This is a genomic window from Amycolatopsis sp. lyj-346 (assembly GCF_046548975.1).
In the GTDB taxonomy this organism is placed as follows: Bacteria; Actinomycetota; Actinomycetes; order Mycobacteriales; family Pseudonocardiaceae; genus Amycolatopsis.
Genome location: NZ_JAJPWT010000004.1, coordinates 222,609 through 237,374, shown reverse-complemented (window position 1 = coordinate 237,374; position 14,766 = coordinate 222,609). Strand labels below are relative to the sequence as shown.

The window sequence follows — 14,766 nt, the reverse complement described above, 5'->3', positions numbered from 1 at the left end:
CATGGCGGATCTCAAGCGGCGGTCGGTGCTCACGGGAGTCGCGGGCGCGGCACTGGCGGCGTCGGCGGCGCCCCCGGCGGTGGCCGCGGGGCCGGTGCGCCGGCGGGCGTTCCGGCTGGGCGTCAACTACACGCCGTCGACGCGCTGGTTCCACATGTGGGAGGACTGGCGCGAGGACGACCTGCGCCGCGACCTCGACGACATCGCCGCGCTCGGGCTCGACCACCTCCGGATCATGCTGCTGTGGTCGGCCTTCCAGCCGGAACCGGCGCTGGTGAGCGGCGAAAAGCTCGACCGGCTGCACCGGTTCCTCGACCTCGCGGACGCGGCCGGGCTGGACGTCGAGGTCACCGTGTTCAACGGCCACATCTCGGCGCGCTACTGGACGCCGAACTGGCTGCAGACGAAACCGAAGCCGGTCAACTGGTTCACCGACCCGGCGGCCCTCGACGCGCAGCGGGTGCTGCTGACGGCCCTCGCCGGGCGGATCGGGCGGCACCCGCGCTTCCTCGGGTTCGACCTGTCGAACGAGCCGTACTACTACTGGGACGACTTCGCCGGGCTGTTCGTCACCCAGGCCCAGGCCGACACGTGGGCCCGCACCCTGTGTGCCACCGCCGAGGAGGTGGCCCCCGGCAAGGCGCACACGGTCGGCTGTGACCGGGCGCCGTGGGACAACGGCACCTATTTCACCCGCCCCGGGCTCGCGGACGCGGGCAACGTGGTGGCGATCCACCCGTGGACGGCGTTTTCCGGCACGCTCAAGACGGACCCGCTCGGCCCGGTCGCGACGCACAACGCGGAGCGGCTGATCCAGGTGGCGCAGGCGTACGCGACGGACCCGGCGCGCCGCGTCTGGATCCAGGAGGACGGCGCGGCGCCGTCGATCCACTTCAGCGACGCGACCCGCCCGCAGTACGGCGAGTGGCTGTCCCGGTCGATCCGCAACGCGGCGTCCTGCGCCCACACGCTGGGGTTCACCTGGTGGTGCTCCCACGACGTGAACCCGGCACTGGTCCCGAACCTGAACCCCCTGGAGTACGACCTCGGGCTGTACACGAACGACCGCAAGCTGAAACCCGCAGGTCAGGCCCTGAAGGCACTGGCGGCGGAGTTCGACCGCACCCCACCGCAACCGGAGCCCCGCACGACGGCGATCGTGGTCCCGGACCTCTTCCCGACGTGGGGCAACGACCGCTTCTTCAAGCTGGCGGCCGAGGGGAAGCGGGTGGCGTTCGTGCTGCTGAGCCGAGCTTCCGACGCGAACCACCTGCGCGCCCGCGGCATCACCGACCTCATCCGGCTGTGACACTCAACTGCTGTGACACTCAACTGGCTGTGACGAGCTCGGCGACGTCCGCCGCGCAGCCCCAGGCCAGGGTGATGCCCGCTCCCCCGTGGCCGTAGCAGTGCACGACGTCGCCCACCCGCTCCAGCCGCACCTCCTGCCGGGACGGGCGCAGGCCCACCAGTGAGCGCAGCACCTCCGCGTCCGCCAGGCGCGGTTCCAGCTCGCGGCAGCGGCGCAGGATGTCCGCCGTCACCGCCGGGTTGGGGTCGGTGTCGGCGCGGCCCGGCTCCTCCGTGCCGCCGCACACCACGTGACGGCCGTGCGGGATGACGTACGTGATACCCGGGCCCGTTCCGTCCACCACGAACTCCGGCAGGCCCGGGTCGGTCACGTGCACGACCTGGCCGCCGACCGGCACCATCGTGTGGTCGCCCGCCAGCGCGCCCGCGCCGAGGCCCGCCGCGTTCACCACGACGTCCGCGGCGAGGCCGGACAGCGACCGCAGCGGCCGGTACTCGACCCGCACACCCCGTTCGCCCACCCGGGCGAGCAGCCACTCCAGGTACACCGGCGTGTCGACCACCGCCGTCGTGAACTCCACGCGGTCGCCGTCGCGGACCGCGCCGTCGACCGCCGGGAGCCACTGCGGGTCCGGCTCGCCCGCCGCCAGCAGGACGCGGCCGCGGCGGAACCGCACCCCGGGCGCGTCCTGCCCGCGCAGCACGGCGAGGCTCGCCGCGGTCCACCGCACGATCCGCTCGTCCACGCGGTGGAGAGGCGGGTACAGCACTCCGCCGGCCACCGCCGACGTCGACTCCGACGGCGGGGCCGCCGCCACGACCGTCACGTCGTGTCCCGCTTCCGCCAGCCGGTACGCGCTGCTCAGCCCGGCGATCCCGGCCCCGGCGACTGTGACCCGCATCCGCTCCTCCAAGTCGGCTCCCCCGCATCGTGACGCACCCACGGCCGCCGTCGGGTGCCGGGGCCCGGCTACCCTCGCGCGGTGAGGACGATCCGGGTGCCCGCCGCCGTCTGCGGCCTGCTCGCACTGCTGCTGGGCCTGCCGTTCGCCGGCGGGACGACCCCCGGCGCGGTCGACGCCTGGGTGGCCCGTGCCGTGGCGCACCTGAGCCCCGGCGTGGTGCGGGCGCTGGTGCTGCCGACCGAGCCGGTCGTGGTGCTCGCGCTCGGCCTGCTCGCGGTCTTCCTGTGCCTGCGCGCCGGACGGCGGCTGGAGGCCGGGTTCGCGCTGGCCACGCCGGTGCTGGCGATCCTGCTGACGAGCTGGCTGCTCAAACCGCTGTACGACCGGTGGAAGAACGGCACCCTGGTCTACCCGAGCGGCCACACGGTGAGCCTCGTGGCCGTGCTGACGGTGCTCGTCCTCGTCACGCGCCGGGTCGTCGTGGTCGTGCTGGGCGCGGTGGCGCTGCTCGCCGCGGCGGCCGGGCTGGTCGGGATGGGCTACCACTACCTGACCGACGTCGCCGGCGGGACGCTGTTCGCCGTCGCGGTCGTGCTGTTCAGCTGGCCGGCACGGCGTCACGAGCCAGCGCCGTCAACCGGCTGACCGCACGCAGGTACTTCTTGCGGTAGCCGCCGTTCACCATTTCCTCGGTGAACAGCGACGGCAGCGGCTCGCCCGACACGACCAGCGGGATGGCCCGGTCGTAGAGCCGGTCGGCGAAGGCGACCAGCCGCAGCGCCACGTTCTGGTCCGGCGCCGGGTGGATGCCGCGCAGGTGCACGCGGGTGACGTCGTCCAGCAGCCGCCCGTAGCGCGACGGGTGCAGCTCCGCCAGGTGGGCGCACAGCGCGTCGAAGTCGTCCACTGTGGACCCTTCGTGCGCGGCGGCCGACGACTCCAGCTCCGCCGGCGAGACCGGCGGCGGCGCGTCCGGCAGGCCGCGGTGGCGGTAGTCCGGGCCGTCGACGCGGACCACGCCGAAGCGGGCCGACAGCGTCTGGATCTCGCGTAGGAAGTCCTCGGCGGCGAACCGGCCCTCGCCCAGTTTCTCCGGCAGGGTGTTCGACGTCGCCGCGATGAACACCCCGACGTCCATCAGTTCCTGCAGCAGCCGCGTCACCAGCGTGGTGTCGCCCGGGTCGTCCAGCTCGAACTCGTCGATGGCCAGGATCCGGTGCTCCGACAGCCGCCGCACGGCCTCGGCGAAGCCCAGCGCGCCGACGAGGTGGGTCAGCTCGACGAACGTGCCGTACGCCTTCGGCGAGGGCACGGCGTGCCACGTCGAGGCGAGCAGGTGGGTCTTGCCCACGCCGAACCCGCCGTCGAGGTAGAGCCCCATCGGCCCGGACGGCTCCGAGGACCCGCCGAAGAGCTTGAACCGCTTCTTTTCCCGGCGCGCGCCCACCTTCGCCGCGAACGCCGAGCACGCCTCGACCGCGACGGCCTGGCTGGGCTCGTCCGGGTTCGGGACGTACGTGTCGAACCGGACGGCGCCGAAGCGCGGCGGCGGCACCAGCGCGCCGATCAGCTCGTCGGCGGACAGCTCGGGACGGCGGCCGGTCAGGTGCGCGGGCATGGTCGCAGAGCCTATCCGCGCCCGGTGTACCGATGAATGGGCATATCCCCCGGTAGAGACGTGCTTCACGCCCGTGCTGGGATGATCACGTGCGGAGTGTGTGGCCTGGATCGACGGGCGAGCTGACGGCGGCCGATCTCGAAACGATCTACGCCTACCCGGCCGGCCTGTCGAGACCCTGGGTGCAGGTGAACTTCGTCGCGTCCGCGGACGGGGCCGTCGAGATCGACACCACTTCGGCCGGGCTCTCGCACGCTGCCGACCGCGAGGTCTTCCTCCTCGGCCGCGACCTCGCCGACGTCATCCTGGTCGGCGCCGGGACCGTCCGCGCCGAGAACTACCGCGGGGTCGTCGCGGGCGCGAAACGCCGGGAGCGCCGTCGCCGTCTCGGGTTCGCGGGAGTTCCGCCGATCGCCGTCGTGACGCGCACGGCGAACCTGGACCCCGCTTCCCGGCTGTTCACCGAAACCGCCGTGCCCCCGATCGTGGTCACCACGGACACCGCCGACACGCGCGCCCTCGAAGCCGCGGGTGCCGAGGTCCTGCGCGCGGGCGCCGAAGACGTCGACCTCGCCCGTGCCCTCGACCTGCTGGCCGCCCGCGGCCTGCGCCGGGTCGGCTGCGAAGGCGGCCCCGGGCTGTTCGCCCGGCTCGTCGCCGCCGACCTCGTCGACCAGCTGTGCCTGACCGTCGCGCCGCTGCTGGTGGCCGGCCCGGCGGGCCGGATCGCCGCGGGGGCCGCGCCCGCCGTGCCGCGCCGCCTCGCCTTGGCGTCGATCCTGGTCGAGGACGGCTTCACGTTCCTGCGCTACCGCCGGGACGCCGGGTGAGCGACGACGCCGAACTGCTCACCCGGGCCGCGGGCGGCGACGACACCGCCTTCGGCGCGCTGGTGCGGGAGCACACGCCCCGGATGTACCGGGTCGCGCTGCGGATCACCGGCAGCGCGGCCGAGGCCGAGGACGTCGTGCAGGAGGCGTGGCTCGCCGCGTGGCGGTCGCTGGCCGGGTTCCGGCAGGAGTCGGCGGTGTCGACGTGGCTCTACCGCGTCGTCACCAACAGCGCGCTCGCCGTGCTCCGCCGCCGCCGTCCCACGGTCTCCCTCGACGACCCCGACCCCAAGTCCACTGTGGACAGCGCGTTGCTCGCCGCGGCGGTGCCCGGCCCCGAAGGCCGCGTCGTGCGGGCCGAAGAGGTCGACGCCGTGCTGCGGGCGGTCGGCAGGCTGGAGGTGTCCCAGCGCGTGCCGCTCGTCCTGCGCGAATTGGAGGGGCTGAGCTACGAAGAGGTCGCCGAGGTGCTCGACGTGAACGTCGGTGCCTTGCGCTCCCGGCTGCACCGGGCCAGGGTGGCGCTGCTCGCCGAGCTGAGGGAGCGGTGATGGCCGAGGCCGAGGACCCCGAGTCCGACCCCCGCTGGGACGCCGTGCGCCGGGCGGCCGCACGCCGGGTGCCGACCCCGCCCGGCCTGGTCGAACGCGTGCTGCGGGCCGTCGCGCGCGGCCGCCGGGCGCCGGTGGACGGGCCCGGCGGGACGGGACGGCTGCGCGCCACCGAAGCCGTCGTCGACCGGCTGGCCAGGGCGATCGCCGCCGACCGGGCCCCGGACGGCGTGCTGGTCTCGGCCGTCGCGGTCGAAGACGACGTCGTGCAGGTGCGGGTGTCGGTCCGGGCCGGGGTCGTGGCCGGCGCGGCCGCGGAGTCGCTGCGGCGGGAACTCACCGCCGGGCTGGCCCGGCAGCTCGGGATCCCGCCGGTGGTGAACGTGCACGTCGTGGCCGTCCACCCGGGACCGGATTAACCCGATCGGGCGACCTTGCGTGAGGGTTTCGCGCGTCCGGGCATCGTAAGGGCGAGAACCCGCCGAGAGGAGCCCGTACGCATGCATCCGGAACGGACCGAAAGCCCCGGCACGGTCACGCCGCTCAACGAAGACGGCGCCGCCGGCCGCACCACCATCTCGTCACTGGTCGTCCAGAAGATCGCCGGCCTGGCCGCCCGCGAAGTCGCCGGCGTGCACACCCTCGGCGGCGGTGGGGTGTCGCGCGCGATCGGCGCGCTGCGGGAGCGGATCCCCGGCTCCGGCACGGTCACCACCACCGGCGTGTCGGTGGAGGTCGGCGAGAAGCAGACCGCGATCGACCTCGACGTCGTCGTCGAGTACGGCGCCCGCATCACCGACGTCGCCCGCGCGGTGCGGCGCAACGTGATCACCGCGGTCGAGCAGATCACCGGTCTCGAGGTGATCGAGGTGAACATCGCGGTCAACGACATCTTCCTGCCGGGCGAGGAAGAGCCCGAATCCACCCGCGTGGAATGACCATGCGCCACGGTGACCCGTCCAAGGAGAACATGTGAACGCAACGCAGACCGGGCTGCTGGCCGGGTTGATCCTCGGCCTGGCCGCGACCCAGGGGTTCACCGCGTTCCTGGTGACACTGGCCCTCGGGATCATCGGCCTCGTCGCCGGCCGGGTCCTCGACGGCGAACTCGACCTCGGCGAGCTGTTCGGCAAGGGCCGCGACAAGTGAGCCCCGCGCTGGACGTGCCGCGGGAGCTCGCCGAACCGGCCGAGCGCGGCACCCTCACCATCGGGCACGCGGTGGTCCGCAAGGTGGCCCAGCACGCGGCCGGCCAGGTGCCCGGCACCGCACGGGACGCCAAGAAGGGACCGAAGGCGAAGGTCGGCGGCCAGGACAACGACGTCGACCTCGCGCTCGACCTGGCCCTGCGCTACCCGGCGGCGGTCCGCGCGGTCGTCGGCGACGTGCGGGCGAAGGTCACCGAAGAGGTCGAGCTGATCACCGGCTACCGCGTGCGGACCCTGGCCGTGACGGTGTCCGCGCTGCTGCCGGACGTCCCGCCGAGGGTGCGGTAGCCGTGCGCCCGTTCGTCCGCATCCTCGCCACCCTGCTGGGCCTGGCCTTCGCCGCGGCCGGCGCGCTGCTCGCCCTGGAGGTCGGCTGGCACTGGTGGCGCCCGGGCTCGGCACCGCTGCTGGTGCCGTGGCGGCAGTGGCAGACCGGCCTGGCGGCGCTGGGCTGGGACGCCCACGCGGTGCGCGTCGGCGCCGGCGTGCTGGCCGCCGCGGGCCTGGTCCTGGTGGGGTGCGCGCTGGCCGCCGGCAACCGCGCGGTGCGGCTGACCGACCCGGCCGGCGACGTGAGCGTCTCGACGTCACCGCGCTCGCTGGCCCGGCTGGTCGGGTTGACCGTGCGCGCGCAGGACAACGTCGCGGGCGCGTCGGTCACCGCGAGCGCCCGCCGCGTCCGGGTCCGCGCGAAGAGCACCCTCGAAACCGAGGCCGAGCTGCGCCCGCGCCTGCTCGCCACGGTGTCGGCACTGCTGGACGAGCTCCCCCTGGTGCGGCGGCCGAAGGTGACGGTCGTCGTCGACTCGCCGAAGGACCGCCGATGAGCAAGACGACCGCCGCGAAGGCCCTTTCCCGCTCGTACACCGGCGAACGCACGCTGACGTTCCTGGTCGGGCTGCCGGCGTTCGCGGGCGGGACGCTGGCCCTGGTGGTCGGCCTCGGCGGGTTCGGCGAGTTCCGCGGCCGCCGCCCGCTGCTGGACCCGATCGCCGTGGCGTGGCTCGGCGGCCACGCCACGCCGGCGCGCATCGCCGCGATCGTGCTCGGCGTGCTCCTGTTCGTGCTCGGGCTGCGGTGGGCCCTGCGCTCGCTGCGCCCGGAACCGCGTCCGGACCTGGACCTCGACCGCACGGAAGGCGCGGAACTGGTGGTGACGGCGGCCGCGATCGCCGGCGCGGTCCAGGCCGACGCCGAACAGCTCGACGGCGTCAGCCGGGCCCGCGTCCGCGCGGTCGGCTCGCGCACCGCTCCGGCGTTGCGCCTCACCCTGTGGCTGCGCGAGGGCACCGACCTCAAGCAGGTGTGGGCGGAGCTCGACGACCAGGTGCTGACCAGGGCACGCGCCTCGCTCGGCCTGGACTCGCTGCCCGCCGCGGTCCGCCTGGAACTCGACACGGCCCCGGCGAAACGCGTGCGCTGAGCCCCGCTTCCGGCCGCCGTGTCGACCCCCCAATCACGCGAGCCGACCCTCCAAGCACGCGAGTCGACCCTCCCATCACGCGAGCCCACCCCACTCCGTCCACCTCGTGCGCCGTCAACTCGACACGAGCCGGGCGAAACGCGTGCGCCGAGCCGGGGTTTTCCGCAGAATGCGGGGCATGCCCCTACCGCTGCAGCCGCCGCTGAAGCCGATGCTCGCCAAGCCCGCCAAGGCCATTCCGGACTCCGGGGGCCTGCTGTTCGAGCCGAAGTGGGACGGCTTCCGCTGCATCGTCTTCCGCGACGGCGACGAGCTGTACCTGCAGTCGCGCGCGGAAAAGCCGCTCAACCGGTACTTCCCGGAGGCCGTCGCGCGGCTGCTCGACATCCTCCCGCCGCGGATCGTGCTCGACGGGGAGCTCGTCGTCGCGCGCGGCGGGCGGCTCGACTTCGACGCCCTCACCGAACGCATCCACCCCGCCGAAAGCCGGATCACGCTGCTGGCCGCCGAACAGCCCGCCGAGTTCGTCGCCTTCGACGTCCTGGCACTGGGGGACGACGTCCTGCTCGACGAGCCGACGTCCGTGCGCCGCGAGCGTCTCGTCGAACTGGCCGGCGACCGGTTCCCGCTCACCCCGGCCACCACCGACCCGGACACCGCGCGGCACTGGTTCGAGCTGTTCGAAGGCGCCGGCCTCGACGGCGTCATCGGCAAGCCCCTCGACGAGCCCTACACCCCCGGCAAGCGCGTGATGCTCAAGTACAAGCACCTGCGCACCGCCGACTGCGTGCTCGCCGGGCTGCGCTGGCACGTCGACGGCGGCCCCGGCGACCTGGTCGGGAGTTTCCTGCTGGGCCTGTTCGACGACGCCGGTGTGCTGCACCACGTCGGCACGGTCGGGTCGTTCCCCAAGGACCGTCGCCGCGAGCTGGCCGAAGAGCTGGCGCCGCTGGTCGCCGACGGCGAGGACCACCCCTGGGGCGGCCGGGCCACCGGCGAGGCCCAGCGCATCCCCGGCGGTATCACCCGCTGGCGCGCCACCGAGCACGAATGGGTGCCGCTGCGGCCCGAGCGCGTCGTCGAGGTCGCCTACGAAAACACCGAGGGCGGCATGCCGTCGCGGTTCCGGCACAACGCGCGGTTCGTGCGGTGGCGGCCCGACCGCGAACCCGCCTCGTGCGGCTACGGCCAGCTCGAGGAGCCGGTCCGCTACGACCTCGACGCCGTGTTCCGCGGCCAGGTGGTGCGGACCCGCTAACCCGCGTCCCACACCGGCCGTGCAAAGCTCGGCTCACCCGTGATCGACGTTCGACGTGAGGACCCCGCCCGTGCGCCGCCGCCGTACCCGTCTCCTGGCCGCGCTGCTCGCCGTGACCGCCGCCGCGGGCTGCGCCGCGGGGCCGTCGGTCCGCCCGGCGCTGGTCGAGAACGACGGGAAGACGACCGGCAGCACCCCGGCCAAGCCGCCCGGCGTCCCGCTGCCGCCGCTGGGCCAGCCGCAGTCGCCGACGCTGAAGTGGGCCGACTGCGACGACGACACCCGGCAGCGCATCGGCACCCCCGGCGTCCCGGACGCCCTGCACTTCACCTGCGCCCGCGTCACCGCGCCGCTCGACTCGCCCGGCGAGCCCCGGCGCTCGGTGGTGCGGCTGCTGGCGCTGAAGGTCGGCAGCGGGCCGGTGCCGCTGGTCGTGGTCAACGACATCGACGGCGACCCGGGCACCGTGTACGCCGCGCGGCTGGCCGCGACGCTGCCGCCCGCGTTCCTGGAGAAGTTTTCGCTGATCGGCCTGGACCGGCGCGGCACCGGGCTCTCCGGCGCCACCCAGTGCATCCCCGCCGACATCCGGCCCGAGCTCATCGGCGCCGACCCGGCGCAGGGCGGCATGGGCGACGTGCTGGACGCGGCCCGCAAGGCCGGCCAGCAGTGCGCGATCGAGCTGGACGACTCGCAGACCGCGCTGGACAGCTGGCGCGGCGCGGGCGACCTCGACGAGCTGCGCAAGCAGCTGGGGATGGAGCGGCTCGACGCGCTCGGCCACGGCGACGGCTCGAAGGTGCTGGCCGAGTACGCGGTGCGCTACCCCGGCCAGGTCGGGCGCATGGTCCTCGACGGCGTGCCCGACCCGGGCGCCGACACCGCCGCGGTCCTCGACGCCGTCGCCGCCGGCGCGCAGTCCACATTGGACGCTTTCGCCACGGACTGCGCGACCCGGCACTGCGCGCTGGGCGACCCGAAGGCGGCGCTCTCGGCACTCACCGACCAGCTGCGGCGCACCCCGGTGCCGACGGGCGACGCCGTCACGTTCGGCCCGGGCCTCGCGATGTTCGCCGTCTACACGGGACTCGCGCAGCGCTCGCGGTGGCCGGAGCTGGCCGACGCGATCACCGCGGCGCGCGCCGGGGACGTCGGGCCGCTGTCGGCGTTCGCGGCCCCGGTGCTGCGCGACTCGCGTGCCCAGCCGTCCCGGATCGACGCCACGATCGCGACCCGCTGCAACGACAGCCAGACCCGGCTCTCGGCCGACCAGCTCGACCAGATCGCGGCCGGGATGCGCGGCAAGTACCCGCAGTTCGGCACGGTCGTCGCCCAGCAGCTGGCCTGGTGCGGCCCGTGGCCGGTGCGCACCGAGCCGCTGCCGGCCCCGGGCGCACCGGGCGCCCCGCCGATCCTGGTCGCGGCCACCGCGACGGACCCGGTGACCCCCCAGGTCGGCAGCACCCGGGCGGCCGACCAGATGCCATCGGCGGTGACGATCACCTGGCAGGGCGCAGGCCACGGCGCCCTCGGCAGCTCACCGTGCGTCACGGACGCGGCCCGGGCATTCCTGATCGACGGCAAGATCCCGGCCGACGGCACCCTCTGCCCCGCCTGACCCGCAACTCGCGTGATCAGGCCCGTATCCGGCGTGATTGAAGCCGTAACTCGCGAGATCCGGCTTCAATCACGCGAGTTACGGCCTCGGTCACGCGAGATCCGGGTGCCGGGGCGGGCTCGTCGTGCCACTCGACGATCGGCGCTGTCGCCGGTCATTCCGTGATGGTCGGCGGCGCGGCCAGGAACGGGCGCAGCTCGAGCCACTCCTGGATCGGCTGCCCGCCCGGGCCGGGCGCGGCCGACAGCTCCCCGGCCAGCTCGAGGGCACGCTCGTAGCTGTCGACGTCGATCACCGTCCAGCCGGCGATGAGGTCCTTGGTCTCGGCGAACGAGCCGTCGGTGACCGGCGGCCGGCCCTCGCCGCCGTAGCGGACGAACGTCCCCTCCGGAGCGAGCCCCTGGTGTTCGACGAACTCGCCGGTGCTCTCGAGCTTCGCGCCGAAGTCCTCCATGTACTTCACGTGCGCCGTGATCTCCTCCGGCGTCCACTGGTCGATGGGCGTGTCGCAGTTCGCCGGGGCCGGCGCGCCGCGGTAGTGCTTGAGCAGCAGGTACTTGGCCATGGTGGTGCTCCCTCGGGGGTCCGGCGGCCCGTTCTGGCCGCTTTCACCCCGGGGACGGAGCCGGTTCCGGGTTCTCGACATCGCCGCCGGAACCGGCCTGGTTCACTGGCGGTAGGACTCCACCTCGGACACCGGGCGGGCTGCGGCGTCGTCCGGGTTCTCGTGGAACTCCGCCTTCGCGCGCCGCTGGCGCAGCAGGTCCCAGCACTGGTCGAGCTGCTGCTCGACCGCGGTGAGCCGGTCGCGGTCGCCGCCGCTGAGGCCCACGCCGACCGAACGGGACCGGAGCTCGTGCTCCTCCGCGATCAGCTCGTCGATCCGGCCCAGGATCTCGCCGTCGGCCATCTGTTCCTCCTCTTCACGGGTACTCGCCACGACGCTACCCCGGGCCCGGGAATTCCCGCCGGGTTCGTGTCGTTGACCAGGGCATGAGCACCGTTGAGCTGACTGCCGAGAACTTCGACCAGACGGTCGCCGACAACGAGTTCGTCCTGATCGACTTCTGGGCGAGCTGGTGCGGACCGTGCCGTCAGTTCGCACCGGTCTACGAGAAGGCCTCCGAAAAGCACGACGACATCGTCTTCGCGAGCGTCGACACCGAAGCGCAGCAGCAGCTCGCCGCCGCCTTCGACGTCCGCTCGATCCCGACGCTGGCCATCATCCGGGACAAGACGCTGATCTACGCCCAGCCCGGCGCGCTCCCCGAGCCCGCCCTCGAAGAGCTCATCAAGCAGGCTCGCGAGGTCGACATGGCCGAGGTCAAGCGCAAGGCCGCCGAAGCCGAGGCCGAACAGGCCTGACCACCACCACACGGCGAAGGCCGCCCCCGGCAACCCGGGAGCGGCCTTCGCCGTGGTTCAGGAACGTTCAGGACCGCGTCGCGAGCCCGCGCAGGAAGAACGCCAGGTTCGCCGGACGCTCCGCCAGCCGCCGCATGAAGTAGCCGTACCACTCGTCGCCGTAGGGCACGTAGACACGCATGCGCGCGCCCGACGCCGCGATCCGCCGCTGCTCCTCCGGCCGGATGCCGTAGAGCATCTGGAACTCGTGGTCGTCGTCCGTGCGGCCGTTCTCCTCGGCCAGCGCGGCGGCGATTTCGATCATCCGCGGGTCGTGCGACGCCACCATCGGGTAACCCCGGCCTGCCATCAGGACGCGCAGGCAGCGGACGTAGGACTTGTCCACTTCGGACTTCTCCGGGAACGCCACGGACTCCGGCTCGGCGTACGCGCCCTTGCACAGCCGCACCCGCGAACCGGGCCCGGACAGCTCCCGGCAGTCCTGCTCGGTGCGCCGCAGGTAGGCCTGCAGCACCGCGCCCACCCACGGGTACTCGCCGCGCAGCTCGCGCAGGATGCCGAGCGTCGAGTCCGTGGTGGTGTGGTCCTCCATGTCGAGCGTCACGGTGGCGCCGACCGCCTCGGCCGCCGCGCAGATCTTCCGCGCGTTCTCCAGGGCGACGTCTTCGCCGTCCGAGGGCAGGAACTGCCCGACCGCCGACAGCTTCACCGAGACGTCGGCCCCGGCCGCCAGGCCTTCCGCGGCCAGCGCGGAAAGCACCTCTTCGTAGGCCCGGACGGTCGCCGCCGCCTGCGCGGCGTCGGTGGTGTCCTCGCCCAGGTGGTCGAGGGTGATCCGCCGGCCGTCCGCGGCCAGTTCCCCGGCCACGCGGACGGCGTCGGCGGCCTCGGACCCGGCCACGAACCGGCGCACCACGGACCGCGTGGCGGGCACGGCTTCGACGAGCGCCCGGATCTTCCGTGACCGGGCGGCGGCGAGCAACGGGGTACGCAGCATGACGGAACCCTTCTCAGCCCTGGTGCGGATAGCGGACGCTGGTCGGCGGCACGAAGGTCTCCTTGACCGAGCGGGGGCTCGTCCAGCGGAGCAGGTTGAAGATCGAGCCCGCCTTGTCGTTGGTGCCCGAGGCCCGCGCCCCGCCGAACGGCTGCTGGCCGACGACGGCGCCGGTCGGCTTGTCGTTGACGTAGAAGTTGCCCGCGGAGAACTTCAGCGCCTGGGACGCCTTCGCGACGGCGGTGCGGTCGTTGGCGATCACCGCGCCGGTCAGCGCGTAGGCGGCGGAGGAGTCGATCAGCTTCAGGACGTCGTCGAAGCCGCCGTCCTCGTAGACGTGGATCGACAGGATCGGGCCGAAGTACTCGGTCGAGAAGATCTCGTGCTTCGGGTTGTCCGAGACCAGGATCGTCGGCTGCACGAAGTACCCGACGCTGTCGTCGGCCGTGCCGCCGGCGAGGATCTCCACCGAGGCGTCGCCGCGCACGCGGTCGAACAGGTCGGTGTGCTTGGTGAACGCACGCCGGTCGATGACCGCGCCGCCGAAGTGCGACAGGTCGGTGACGTCGCCGTAGGACAGCGCCTCGGTTTCGGCGACCAGGCCGTCCTTCAGCTCGTTCCAGACGCTGCGCGGGATGTACGCGCGCGATGCGGCGGAGCACTTCTGGCCCTGGTACTCGAAGGCGCCGCGGACCAGCGCGGTGCGCAGGACGTCGACGTCGGCGGAGGCGTGCGCGAGCACGAAGTCCTTGCCGCCGGTCTCGCCGACCAGCCGCGGGTAGCCGCGGTAGCCCGCGATGTTCGCGCCGACCGTGCCCCACAGGTGCTGGAAGGTCGCGGTCGAGCCGGTGAAGTGGATGCCGGCCAGGTCGCGGTGGGTCAGGGCGACCTCGGAGACGGCCTTGCCGTCGCCCGGCAGCAGGTTGATCACGCCCGGCGGCAGCCCGGCCTCTTCGAGCAGCCGCATGGTCAGGTGCGCGGCGAACGACTGCGTCGGCGACGGCTTCCACAGCACCGTGTTGCCCATCAGCGCGGGCGCGGTGGGCAGGTTGCCGGCGATCGCGGTGAAGTTGAACGGCGTGATCGCGTAGACGAAGCCTTCGAGGGGCCGGTGCTCCATCCGGTTCCACACGCCCGGCGAGCTGATCGGCTGCTCGGCCAGGATCCGGCGGCCGAACTCGACGTTGAAGCGCCAGAAGTCGGCGAGCTCGCAGGCGGCGTCGATCTCGGCCTGGGTCGCGGTCTTGGACTGGCCGAGCATGGTGGCCGCGTTCAGCGTGGCGCGCCACTTGCCGGTGAGCAGGTCGGCGGCGCGCAGCAGGATCGCGGCGCGGTCGTCGTAGGACAGCGCGCGCCACTCCGGCGCGGCCTTCGCGGCGGCCGCGATGGCGTCGGTCGTGTCCTGCTGCGTGGCGCTGTGGATGGTGCCGAGGACGTGCGCGTGGTGGTGCGGCTGGACGACGTCGATCTTCTCGCCGCCGCCGGGGCGCTGCTCGCCGCCGATGGTCACGGTCAGGTCGACCGGTTCCGCCTGGCCCAGCCGCTTGAGCGCACCCTCGAGTTCCGCGCGCTCGGCGCTGCCCGGCGCATACGTGAGAACCGGCTCGTTCGTCGGGGCGGGGGTCTGGGTCACGGCGTCCACGGCGGCTCCTCTGCAGCGCTGTACGTCTCTGATGCCCCGA

Annotated in this window: 19 protein-coding genes; 13 read left to right on the top strand and 6 right to left on the bottom strand. The window is 73.5% G+C overall.

The features are described from left to right. Position 1 precedes the first annotated feature (1 nt). Positions 2 to 1,309: a glycoside hydrolase 5 family protein gene (locus tag ACLJQE_RS16055; protein ID WP_410640009.1), complete on the top strand. Its 1,308-nt coding sequence runs from the start codon at positions 2 to 4 to the stop codon at positions 1,307 to 1,309. A 19-nt stretch (positions 1,310 to 1,328) separates the two neighbouring features. On the opposite strand, the gene ACLJQE_RS16050 is transcribed toward ACLJQE_RS16055, so the two are convergent. Next, a complete protein-coding gene (locus tag ACLJQE_RS16050) occupies positions 1,329 to 2,213 on the bottom strand; it encodes an FAD-dependent oxidoreductase (RefSeq protein ID WP_410640008.1) in 885 nt (294 codons plus the stop codon). Positions 2,214 to 2,309: 96 nt separating this feature from the next. Here ACLJQE_RS16050 and ACLJQE_RS16045 point away from each other — a divergent pair, with 96 nt between their 5' ends. Then, positions 2,310 to 2,861, top strand: coding sequence for a phosphatase PAP2 family protein (locus ACLJQE_RS16045; protein WP_410640313.1), 552 nt, complete (start codon positions 2,310 to 2,312; stop codon positions 2,859 to 2,861). Here the strand turns inward: ACLJQE_RS16045 and zapE are convergent. Next, positions 2,815 to 3,834: a cell division protein ZapE gene (zapE, locus tag ACLJQE_RS16040; protein ID WP_410640007.1), complete on the bottom strand. Its 1,020-nt coding sequence runs from the start codon at positions 3,832 to 3,834 to the stop codon at positions 2,815 to 2,817. The two genes, ACLJQE_RS16045 and zapE, sit on opposite strands and share 47 nt — an antisense overlap. Positions 3,835 to 3,923: 89 nt before the next feature. Between zapE and ACLJQE_RS16035 the strand changes: the two genes are divergently transcribed. From ACLJQE_RS16035 to ACLJQE_RS15990, 10 genes are all read left to right on the top strand, one after another. Beyond that, positions 3,924 to 4,664, top strand: coding sequence for a pyrimidine reductase family protein (locus ACLJQE_RS16035; protein WP_410640006.1), 741 nt, complete (start codon positions 3,924 to 3,926; stop codon positions 4,662 to 4,664). Beyond that, positions 4,661 to 5,215, top strand: a complete 555-nt coding sequence (locus ACLJQE_RS16030; protein WP_410640005.1) for an RNA polymerase sigma factor — start codon at positions 4,661 to 4,663, stop codon at positions 5,213 to 5,215. Before ACLJQE_RS16035 ends, ACLJQE_RS16030 begins: the two co-directional genes overlap by 4 nt. Beyond that, positions 5,215 to 5,634 carry a hypothetical protein gene (locus ACLJQE_RS16025; protein ID WP_410640004.1) on the top strand — a complete coding sequence of 140 codons (420 nt, stop codon included), beginning with the start codon at positions 5,215 to 5,217 and terminating at the stop codon, positions 5,632 to 5,634. The genes ACLJQE_RS16030 and ACLJQE_RS16025 overlap by 1 nt, the downstream gene beginning before the upstream one ends. Before the next feature lie 81 nt (positions 5,635 to 5,715). Continuing rightward, a complete protein-coding gene (locus tag ACLJQE_RS16020; protein ID WP_410640003.1) occupies positions 5,716 to 6,153 on the top strand; it encodes an Asp23/Gls24 family envelope stress response protein in 438 nt (145 codons plus the stop codon). Between the two features lie 34 nt (positions 6,154 to 6,187). Next, on the top strand, positions 6,188 to 6,364 hold the full coding sequence (locus ACLJQE_RS16015; protein WP_043781197.1) for a hypothetical protein: 177 nt from the start codon (positions 6,188 to 6,190) through the stop codon (positions 6,362 to 6,364). Next, positions 6,361 to 6,711 (top strand): Asp23/Gls24 family envelope stress response protein, encoded by a 351-nt coding sequence (locus tag ACLJQE_RS16010; protein ID WP_410640002.1) that lies wholly within the window; start codon positions 6,361 to 6,363, stop codon positions 6,709 to 6,711. The genes ACLJQE_RS16015 and ACLJQE_RS16010 overlap by 4 nt, the downstream gene beginning before the upstream one ends. Before the next feature lie 2 nt (positions 6,712 to 6,713). Continuing rightward, positions 6,714 to 7,250: a DUF6286 domain-containing protein gene (locus tag ACLJQE_RS16005; protein ID WP_410640001.1), complete on the top strand. Its 537-nt coding sequence runs from the start codon at positions 6,714 to 6,716 to the stop codon at positions 7,248 to 7,250. Next, positions 7,247 to 7,846, top strand: a complete 600-nt coding sequence (locus ACLJQE_RS16000; protein WP_410640000.1) for an alkaline shock response membrane anchor protein AmaP — start codon at positions 7,247 to 7,249, stop codon at positions 7,844 to 7,846. Before ACLJQE_RS16005 ends, ACLJQE_RS16000 begins: the two co-directional genes overlap by 4 nt. A gap of 178 nt (positions 7,847 to 8,024) precedes the next feature. Then, positions 8,025 to 9,104 (top strand): ATP-dependent DNA ligase, encoded by a 1,080-nt coding sequence (locus ACLJQE_RS15995; RefSeq protein ID WP_410639999.1) that lies wholly within the window; start codon positions 8,025 to 8,027, stop codon positions 9,102 to 9,104. A gap of 70 nt (positions 9,105 to 9,174) precedes the next feature. Beyond that, positions 9,175 to 10,722 carry an alpha/beta hydrolase gene (locus tag ACLJQE_RS15990; RefSeq protein ID WP_410639998.1) on the top strand — a complete coding sequence of 516 codons (1,548 nt, stop codon included), beginning with the start codon at positions 9,175 to 9,177 and terminating at the stop codon, positions 10,720 to 10,722. A 154-nt stretch (positions 10,723 to 10,876) separates the two neighbouring features. On the opposite strand, the gene ACLJQE_RS15985 is transcribed toward ACLJQE_RS15990, so the two are convergent. Both ACLJQE_RS15985 and ACLJQE_RS15980 read right to left on the bottom strand, forming a co-directional pair. After that, positions 10,877 to 11,287 carry a YciI family protein gene (locus ACLJQE_RS15985; RefSeq protein ID WP_410639997.1) on the bottom strand — a complete coding sequence of 137 codons (411 nt, stop codon included), beginning with the start codon at positions 11,285 to 11,287 and terminating at the stop codon, positions 10,877 to 10,879. 102 nt (positions 11,288 to 11,389) lie between these two features. After that, positions 11,390 to 11,632 carry a DUF2630 family protein gene (locus ACLJQE_RS15980; protein ID WP_410640312.1) on the bottom strand — a complete coding sequence of 81 codons (243 nt, stop codon included), beginning with the start codon at positions 11,630 to 11,632 and terminating at the stop codon, positions 11,390 to 11,392. 83 nt (positions 11,633 to 11,715) lie between these two features. Here ACLJQE_RS15980 and trxA point away from each other — a divergent pair, with 83 nt between their 5' ends. Beyond that, entirely contained in the window at positions 11,716 to 12,087 is a 372-nt protein-coding gene (gene trxA, locus ACLJQE_RS15975) for a thioredoxin (protein WP_410639996.1), read from the top strand. A 67-nt stretch (positions 12,088 to 12,154) separates the two neighbouring features. Here trxA and ACLJQE_RS15970 read toward each other — a convergent pair whose 3' ends face one another. Continuing rightward, positions 12,155 to 13,084, bottom strand: coding sequence for a proline dehydrogenase family protein (locus ACLJQE_RS15970; protein ID WP_410639995.1), 930 nt, complete (start codon positions 13,082 to 13,084; stop codon positions 12,155 to 12,157). A gap of 13 nt (positions 13,085 to 13,097) precedes the next feature. After that, positions 13,098 to 14,726: an L-glutamate gamma-semialdehyde dehydrogenase gene (gene pruA, locus ACLJQE_RS15965; protein WP_410639994.1), complete on the bottom strand. Its 1,629-nt coding sequence runs from the start codon at positions 14,724 to 14,726 to the stop codon at positions 13,098 to 13,100. Positions 14,727 to 14,766 lie beyond the last annotated feature (40 nt).